This is a genomic window from Butyricicoccus sp. AF18-9LB, assembly GCF_027684505.1.
Taxonomy (GTDB): Bacteria; Bacillota; Clostridia; order Oscillospirales; family Butyricicoccaceae; genus Agathobaculum; species Agathobaculum butyriciproducens.
This window is the reverse complement of sequence record NZ_JAQCWA010000045.1, coordinates 1-8,635: the sequence shown is the minus strand read 5'-3', so window position 1 is coordinate 8,635 and position 8,635 is coordinate 1. Positions and strand designations below refer to the sequence as shown.

Genomic DNA, 8,635 nt, shown 5'->3' with positions numbered 1-8,635 from the left:
GTGTTGGTAAATACATACTCCTGCTCCTCACTCTGCAGCAGGGTTTCGTTCTGCGCAGAGGCGCGTTCGCGCATGTCCTTCGCCTTGCCGGTTGCAGTACGGTGCAACCAGCTGACAATCGCTCGCGGCTGACGGATATTGGCTAGATTTTTATAAAACGCAAGGTAAACCTCCTGCGCCACGTCCAGCGCGGACTGTTCGCTGTTTACTAGACTGCGTGCCGTGTACAGAATGCGCGGGTACGTCAGCTCGTAGAATTTCTCAAACGCCCGATCATCCCCAGGGTTTGCCTGCAGTGCCGTGACCAGCTCTGCAAGCTGATCGTACTCCGCTTCCATCATGCCGCGCGCAGCAGCTTCTTCCTGCGTTATCTGTTCTTTCATTTCCATGCTGTCTGCCTCCGGTTTCTTAGTTTGGAGTTTTTCTCCCTTCATAGATATAAGAGGAATGGATTTTGGAAAAGATTTAGAATTCTCGATTTTGTGAAAAATTTTTTTAGATATCGCGTTCCATAAAAAGATTACCATATTTGACTTGTTTCGGCAATATATTCCCTCAATGAGGTTTTAATTTTCGTATAGCAGCCTATGATATAAAAAGTCCAACCATCACGAGGATGATTGGACTTTTGCTCTTGCTAATTATGCAATATCCGTTTCATATGTATATGTATCCATAGACGACTTAATCCAGTCATCAAACAGGTCCTTCTGGGTCTGATAGCCATACAGATAATAGCCATGATCTCCGGAAGTGAAATGGAACGTATGACTGGTAGTCGAGTAGTCGCTCAAATCCACATCAATACTGTTATCTGCCTGCAGTACCAGATCAGAGAATCCTATACCGTAGTAATACTTAAAGGAACCGCCATACGAGTTCGAGTAGGAGATTTCATAAACCAGATCAAGCCAGTTATTGTGCCATGCCCCTGCATTCGGCTTTGCAACCTCCAGATAACTGCCGACATAGGTAAAACCATTCATAGTTTCGGTATCCGCGTAGTTACGTGCAGAAAGTGCCTGGATATAATCCTCAGCTTCCTTCTTCATGCTTGCAAGCGCGGTATCATTCACCTGATCCAGCTTGGTAACATAGGCGCTCAGACCGGAAACCGTAAAGGTTTTCTGCATTTCCGCCGGTGCTTCGCCGGTCTGCTCCGCAATATCGTCCAGATTGTAGTCGCTGATGGTAACGGTTACGGTATCGCCGTTGGAAAGACCCTCGGACTTATCCAGATCGTATTCATACTGCATGCAGGCGGCGTCGCGGCTGTTGTTGATGACCTGCGCTTCGCCGTTCGGCGCAATGCCGCTGAACTGCACCGAAATATCCGCAAATGCGTCGATATTCTGCACTTCGATCAGTCCGGAAACCGTGTCGGTGAAGTCTTTGCCCTTTACCTTAATACCGACCGCCTTGAGCGCGTCCTTGTCGATATCGACCTGCACGGTAACGGTATCGCCGTTGGAAAGGCCGTCCGGCTGGTCCTCCAGCGTGCAGGTGATCGCGCTCGAGAGCACGCTCTGCTTGGTGTACAGCGCACCCCAGCCCGCTGCGGCAGTCTGCCAGGTGGAAACACTGGTGATATCGCCGTTTTCAATCTGCGATTTCTCCTTGGAGGAGAGCGACGCGCTCGCCATGCTTTCGTAATCAACGGAAACATAGGCCGTGCCCTTGCCGTCAATGCCGGAGTAGGTGATGGTAACGTAGTCCCGCAGGTTGATGGCCTTGCCGCCGCTGATCATCATAAACAGCGCGATAATGCCGATCAGCACTACCACAACGCCGCCGGCGATGATACCGAACAGCTTTTTGTCCTGCCGCTTTGCCGCTGCCTGTGCCGGCTGATAGACCGGCTGCGGAATCGGTGTGTAGTCCGGCTGCTGCTGCTCGTAAATCGGCTGCTGCGGCTCGACGGAAGCCGGCTGGTACTCCTGCTGCGGCTGCTGGAACTCCTGCGGCTCCGCGCCGTTCTGCGGCTGAAATTCCTGCGTGCCATCCTGCTGCGGCACCGGTTCCTCAACCAGATTGTCGTCTCTTCTGTTTTCGTCCATTGCTTTACCCTCTTTCTGTGAAATGACCTTTTTATAAAACAGCCTGTCGGCTGGTTTATGCCTGCCTCTTTTTTCCTTACCTCCTATTATAGCAAATTCGACGGTTTTTTCCATTCTTTATGGAAAAATTTTTTCGTTTTTTTCAATGCGCACTAAGCGTTCGCATTCTCCGGCGGTGCAACGTATTCGCGGAACGAATCGCCAAGCTGCTGCTTTGCCTGTGCAGTTTCGTTTTGCAAGGCTGCAATAAGTACGCTCGGATTCTCTGGAAGGGTGTAACCGCCTGCAGGGGTTTTCGGATAGACTGAAATCTGGTCGATCATCGGCGTAATATTACCCGAGGTCGGGTCATTTAGGAAGGTAAACCGATAATATGTGCCATTCTGACGAATCTTATCAATTTCCTGCGAAATCATATTCCACTCTACATTGACAAAACCATTATCCGTACCGCGCAGAGTCGCCTGCAAGTGTCTGCCATCCCGCAGATCACGAAGCAATTCGCCCTTCCAGGTTTGTGTCCACGTTCCGTTTTGCAGTCCATATTCTGTCATTGTATCCGACCACGATGCTGTACCATCGTCATATACGCCACCAGTCGGTCCCCACAAAACATCATCGCACAGATAAATTTTAGAATCCGCAGAGTTCTGGTATAAATAGAAGTCTGCATAACGCCATGTATAGTAATCCAGTTCATATGTTACATTCTCTGTTAGTGACTGCTCGGTAATTCGATCAGCCTGTGTCCCGTTCCAGCTATAGATTGCATACCACATATTCAAATTGGCATTTGCATACTCCGAATATGCCTTATCCGTATATACGCATAGTAGCTCATCCGTGCCATCGGCATCGAAATCGACTAGCTTGATCATCAGCAATCCCGAATAAGCATTTGTGCCAAGCTGTGTCGGGGTTCCGTACTGTGCCTGCAAATCCGAAATGACCTTCAGATATGCGGTGTTGCGGTCGTAATCGCCCTGCACGACCGCCTTTTCCTCGGCGGTGAGCGCGGGCTCCGTCTCGGGCTCGGCTGCCGGTTCGGTCTGCACGACCGACTCCGGCGGGTTGACCTTCTGCATGATGCGCGGCACTGCGACCACGCCGCCTGCCACAATAGCCGCTGCAGCAACGCCCGCCGCGATCTTGGTGCCAAGCGTACTGCCGGTGGTTTTTGCGGCTGCGGCCTTTGCTGCCGTTCCGACGCTCTGCGCCGCGCCCGCTGCCGCCGACGCCGCCGCGCCGATCGCGCTGTTGATCTGTGCCAGCAGTCTGCCTGCCTGTTCCGCCGAAAGTCCGCCGCGGTCTGCCATCAGCCAGCGCAGACACAGCAGTAGCGTCGGGATCGAGGTGGAGTACAGCTTGATGCCGCGCTTCTCCAGCGCGTATACCTGCTCCTCAATTTTCTGCTTGCCGTATTTCAGGCGGCTTTTGACCGTACTGACCGTGCAGTCCATGATCTCCGCAATCTCTGCCAGCGGCAGTCCCTCAGTGAAGCGGTAAACCAGCGTGCGGGACTGTTCCTCCGGCAGCTCATCCAGCATCCCGCGGATGAGCTCCTGCGTCGCCTGCGCATCGAGCTGCTCATGCGGCACAAAGTCCGTGCGCTGCTCCGCCACATCGGTGAACAGATATTCCTGTCCCTCGTTGATCAAATCCTCGTTACGGGCTGCGGCACGTTCGCGGTAATCCCGCGCAATGCTGTGCGTTACGCGGTGCAGCCAGCTGATGACCGCGCGCGGCTCTTTGATATTCCCGATATTTCTGTAAAACGCAATATATACCTCCTGTGCAATATCCAGCGCCGCCTGCTCGCTGTTGACCAGATGGCGCGCGGTATACAGAATGCGCGGGTAGGTCGCCTGATAAAAGGTCTCAAACACTCGGTCGTCTCCGGGATCGGCCTGCAGTGCACACACCAGTGACGTCAGGCGGTCGTATTCGTCCTGCATAAAGGACTGGGCGCTTTCCTCTTCCTGTTTAAGCTGTTCTCTTTCATCCATATCTGCTGTCTCCGGTTTCTTTCTGGTCTCTGCGATACAGTCGCAGGATTGGTTTTCGTACAAGCACTATCCCCCTTTCACAAACATAAGAGGGAGAGGTAGTCCGAAAAGACTTAAATATTTTTGATTTTTTCAGAAAAATTTCTTTCTATGAATTATGTTAAAATCCCTTCAATTATACTCCAATTTTTGTTCCATTCCACCCTCATACCGCAACATTTTACAAATCTGCAGTTTAGACACGAAAAAACAGAAAACGCCCGATCATCCAAATAGATGACAGAGCGTTTTCGATAAATGTAAATCCTGTTTCCCGTTTACTCGGTCACTGTGCCAGAGAAATAATCCAGAATGCCGTTGCACATGCCCTGTGCCAGCTTCTGCCGATAATCATCGGTCAGCATAAGGGCATCCTCATCAGGATTGCTGAGAAAACCCATCTCGATCAGAATGGTCGGAACTTCCGCAAAGTTGAAGCCTGTCAGATCTGAACGCTGCACAATACCGTTGTTTTTGGCGCCAGTCGCAGCCAGCGTTGCGTTCAGTACGCACTCACCCGCTTTCTGGCTTGGCGCAACGATATCCTGTGTGGCAAGCTGGCTGCCGTAGGGCACCAGCATGGACATGCCATATACTGACGAGCTTTCCGAGCCGTCCGCATGGATGCGGATGCATAGGTCTGCGTGATTTTCGTTCGCCAACAGCGCCCGCTTGTAGCTGGTCATATCGCTTTCATGGGTGGTACGGGTCATGATGACGGTCGCACCCTGCTCAATCAGCAAGGATTGCAGCCGCAGACCGACTGCCAGATTAAGCTGTTCCTCGGTCTGGTTTCTGCCGGCGGCGCCGCCGACAAAGGCCTCCTTGGTGGCGCTGCTCGCCGGAGAGATCGGCTCCTGCACACGCAGGCCGGTCACCTCATGACCGGGATCGACGCAGATGATCTTGCCGTCCAGCGGCAGAGCCGATTCAGGTTCGGGTTCGGGCTCCGGTACCGATACCGGTTCGGATTTCGGCTGCTCCTGCACGGTATCGGCCGTGGTCTGTTCAGGCTGCTCCGCCGTTTCTGTCGTCTCCTGCTTGGGCGCGCCGCAGGCACTCAAACACAGCAGCGCCAGCAGCATTGCGATCATTTTCTTCATTATTTCCAACCCTTCGCCTTTTCAAACTTTACAATTGTGTCGCGATTCAACTGCTCAGTGCTGGTGAGCATGGAATCCGAGTAGCTGCTGCTTGCCGTATACCATGTTGCCGTGGAGAAGTAGCTTCTCCAGTCCGCAGAGCTGAACGAATAGCCATGGCGCGCATAGATTTCGTTGCGGACGGCGGCTACTTCCATGCGTGTCAGCTTGCTCAGGTCGCTGTCGCTGATTGTGAGAGTATCTGTCGGCCACAGACGGTCGCTGCCAATCGAAGCCGCGCTGATGTCGTTAATACCCTGCGAAGCAGTTTGACCGTTCACATAGAATACATAACCCGAGGAACTCGGCTGCTGCACGGTCGTGGTCGAGCTGCTGCCGCCGTTGATACCGGTCGCGCCGGACATACCGGCGGACGGCTGCGCCGCGCTTGCTGTGTACTGCCGCTGTGCGCCGTAGGGATCACGGGTGCAATGCTCCTTCTGCACAGTCATGCTCCATGTGCCGCTGCCGGTCAGCGTGATATACAGCTCGCCGTCTTCAAAGTCCAGCGTTACCGTACCGGAAGAATTATTGTTGTCCGTATAAGAGCCTGTCGCCTGCGTTTTGTCCTCGTTGAGCGCGAGCGTGGTCTTTGCGATGCTCGCCGTGTGTTCGCCTTGGTTCCACGTCTGATTTGCCGAAAAGCTCAGCGCATCCGCCGTACCAGACAGTTCAAAGCCCGCAAAGCTGGTGCTTTCGCTGTTGTAGCAGTCGATCATCCAGTAGCCGGTATACGTTGCCGGATCGACTGCCGCCGCACCGTTTTCCGCATTTTCAGCGGTGCCGTCGGTCTGCTCTGCCGTAGCGGTGTCCTCCGGCTTGCTGTCCGCCTTGCCGAACGGCAGCAGGTCAAGCGCCCATGCCGCGCCGCCCGCAATGATCAGCAGCGCCGCCACGCCACCAAGAATGAATGGCACCTTGCTGCGCTTTTTCGGTTCCGGCTCCCGCATCTGCGGCATGGGATTGATCGGTCCCCTGCTGTACGGATGGTTTCCGCCGTTCTGTATCCGGTCGTTGCTCGGACTGCTGCCGCCGTTATTCGGGCGGTATCCGTTCGGACGGTCGTTGCTGCTAGGATTCGGACGACTTTCCGGTCCGCCCAGAAAATCATCGGCGGAATACTGCCGGCGTTCCTGTCGGCGCGGCTGCACCGGCGACTGAGACGGCTTCGGCTGCGCCGGTCGCTGCTGTGCCGGCTGTTCTACCGTTTTTTCCACCGGCTTCTCTGCCGGCTTGGGCTGCACCGGCTGCTCCGGCTGCTTTGCACCACAGTTGGTGCAGAACAGCTCGCCTGGTTCGATTTTGTGACCGCATTTTTCACAGAACATAATTTAGTCCTCCTTTATTTTGTCGTGGTAGATTGTGTTTAGCTTATTCTCGTTTTTCCAATAGGGTTTGATATTCGCTGTCCGCCTTATGAATCACGGGTACAGTGATTCTGATATAGTGTAAATCCGAAATTGCCGGACTGCGTTGTAGTTGCATACAGTTCTCCGTTTTCAAAATCCAATTGTATCGCGCCGAAATTGCCCTGACTGTCCGTATATGTACCGATTGCTCTTGTTTTATTATCGTTCAAGGTCAATGGGATATCGTATGCAGTAGTCCATTGTACCAGCCATTGATCTACCGAAACTACGAGCTGACCATTGGATTCTTCCAGATATATATCTACGGAAGTATTGCTTTTATCCGCATATTGATCGACCGTCCAATGCCCGATATAATCGGCTGGATCAACTGCTGCACTATTCTCGGAAGCCCAGTGTTCTTCCAGCCCTCCAATGGAGCCGATCGCTACCTGATAGTAGACGTTCAGATATTCCGCATGTTCTTCATACATTTTGGTTTGTTCGCTCCAATTAGCAGCCTTATAATCATTTACTGAATTGCTTTCATACCAAGGCGTGCTGTCCGCCTGTGCGACCTCAGTCTCCCAGTTCTGTTGCCCCTGCGCTATCTTCTGATATTCGTTCTGCGGCATTGCCAAACGTATACAATCCAGCATAGCATCACAAACGGCCTTCCATCTGTCCCGACGGCTTTGATCTGCTGCCGCCAACTGCGCTACCGTCTGACTATCTATCATAACGGTATTATTAACACTCATTTGAGACAGTGAATTCTGCTGAACTGCTTCCATCTGTTTATGCGTCACCTTGCCTGCCAGCCGTTCCAACGATTCGGATGTATCCGCCGTAAACTCCTGAAAGGCATTGCCAAGCTGCTGCTTATCCTGTTCCGCCTGCTGCTGCATGGCTTGGATCAGAATATTCAGGTCTTCCGGCGGCGCATATCCTCCGGCCGGTGTCTGCGGATAACCCGGCAAACTTTGGATCGGTTCGCCCGGCGAACTGGGATCGTTCAAATCAGTTATCCGGTAATAGGTACTGTTCCGGCGAATATTCGCATATTCCTGCTCTACACTGTCACAGCTTGTTTCGGTTTGCGTCCGCTTGTCCGGATAGATCCATGCCGAAAGATAGCTGCCGTTCCTGAGATCTTTGTTTAACGTAGCAGACCATGTTTTCACCCACTTTCCATCCTGTACTGTGTTCTTTACGAAGGACTCTTGCCACTGAAGAGGCTCGTCCTCATCCGGTGCGCCGGAAGGAGGACTAAAGGAATCGGTGCACAAATAAATCTTGGAATCCGTCTGATCCTGATACAGATGAAAATCCGAGAACTTCCAATCAGCGTCACTTGTTCCTTCCAATATATATCCGCCGGATATCTCGCTATCTGTGAGCGGCTCCGCCTGTGTGCCGTTCCAACGGTATACCATATACCAGCAGTTGGCATTGACGCCTGGCATTCGACCGCGGTTCGTATATAATATATCGTCTGTGCAGACGCACAGCAGTTCATCCGTGCCGTCGGCGCCAAAGTCCACCAGCTTTGCCATCAGCAGACCGGAATAGGCGTTGTCGCTGATCTGCGTACGCACGCCGAACTCTTCCTGCAGGTCCGAAATCACCTTCAAATACGCGGTATTCCGGTTGTAATCGTCCTGCAGTGCCTGTTCTTCCGCGCTGAGCGTGACCGCTTGTGTGGCCGGCGGGTTGACCTGCACCCGCGCCTTCAGCTTCGACACACCGACCACGCCGCCGGCGATCACTGCCGCAGCCGCCACACCGGCGACTACCTTGGTGCCGACGGCACTGCCTTTGGTCGCGGCACCGGCTTTTGCCGCCGTGCCGGCCTTCGCCGCGGCGGTGTGTCCCGCCGCCTGCGCACCGGCTGCCGCCGAAGCGGTCAAACCGACCGTGCTTTCCACCTGTGCCAACAGCCCGGCGGCCTGTTCGGCTGCAAGTGCGCCGCGCTCCGCCATGAGCCAGCGCAGACATGCTAGCAGCATCGGAATCGAGGTGGAGTACAGCTTGATGCCCTT

The 8,635-nt window shown here is 53.5% G+C and carries 6 protein-coding genes; all 6 read right to left on the bottom strand.

Annotated elements, in window-relative coordinates:
* On the bottom strand, positions 1–389 hold a 389-nt coding region (locus PGY33_RS14020; RefSeq protein ID WP_270479165.1), incomplete at its 3' end, for an RNA polymerase sigma factor.
* A gap of 252 nt (positions 390–641) precedes the next feature.
* Complete coding sequence (locus tag PGY33_RS14015) at positions 642–2,057, bottom strand: hypothetical protein (RefSeq protein ID WP_118480545.1); 1,416 nt, start codon at positions 2,055–2,057, stop codon at positions 642–644.
* A gap of 152 nt (positions 2,058–2,209) precedes the next feature.
* Positions 2,210–4,063 carry an RNA polymerase sigma factor gene (locus PGY33_RS14010; RefSeq protein WP_147356924.1) on the bottom strand — a complete coding sequence of 618 codons (1,854 nt, stop codon included), beginning with the start codon at positions 4,061–4,063 and terminating at the stop codon, positions 2,210–2,212.
* A 317-nt stretch (positions 4,064–4,380) separates the two neighbouring features.
* On the bottom strand, positions 4,381–5,205 hold the full coding sequence (locus PGY33_RS14005) for an N-acetylmuramoyl-L-alanine amidase family protein (protein WP_118480541.1): 825 nt from the start codon (positions 5,203–5,205) through the stop codon (positions 4,381–4,383).
* Entirely contained in the window at positions 5,205–6,572 is a 1,368-nt protein-coding gene (locus PGY33_RS14000; RefSeq protein WP_118480539.1) for a YARHG domain-containing protein, read from the bottom strand. Before PGY33_RS14000 ends, PGY33_RS14005 begins: the two co-directional genes overlap by 1 nt.
* 86 nt (positions 6,573–6,658) lie before the next feature.
* The coding region (locus PGY33_RS13995) for a hypothetical protein (RefSeq protein WP_270479159.1) at positions 6,659–8,635 on the bottom strand (1,977 nt) is incomplete at its 5' end.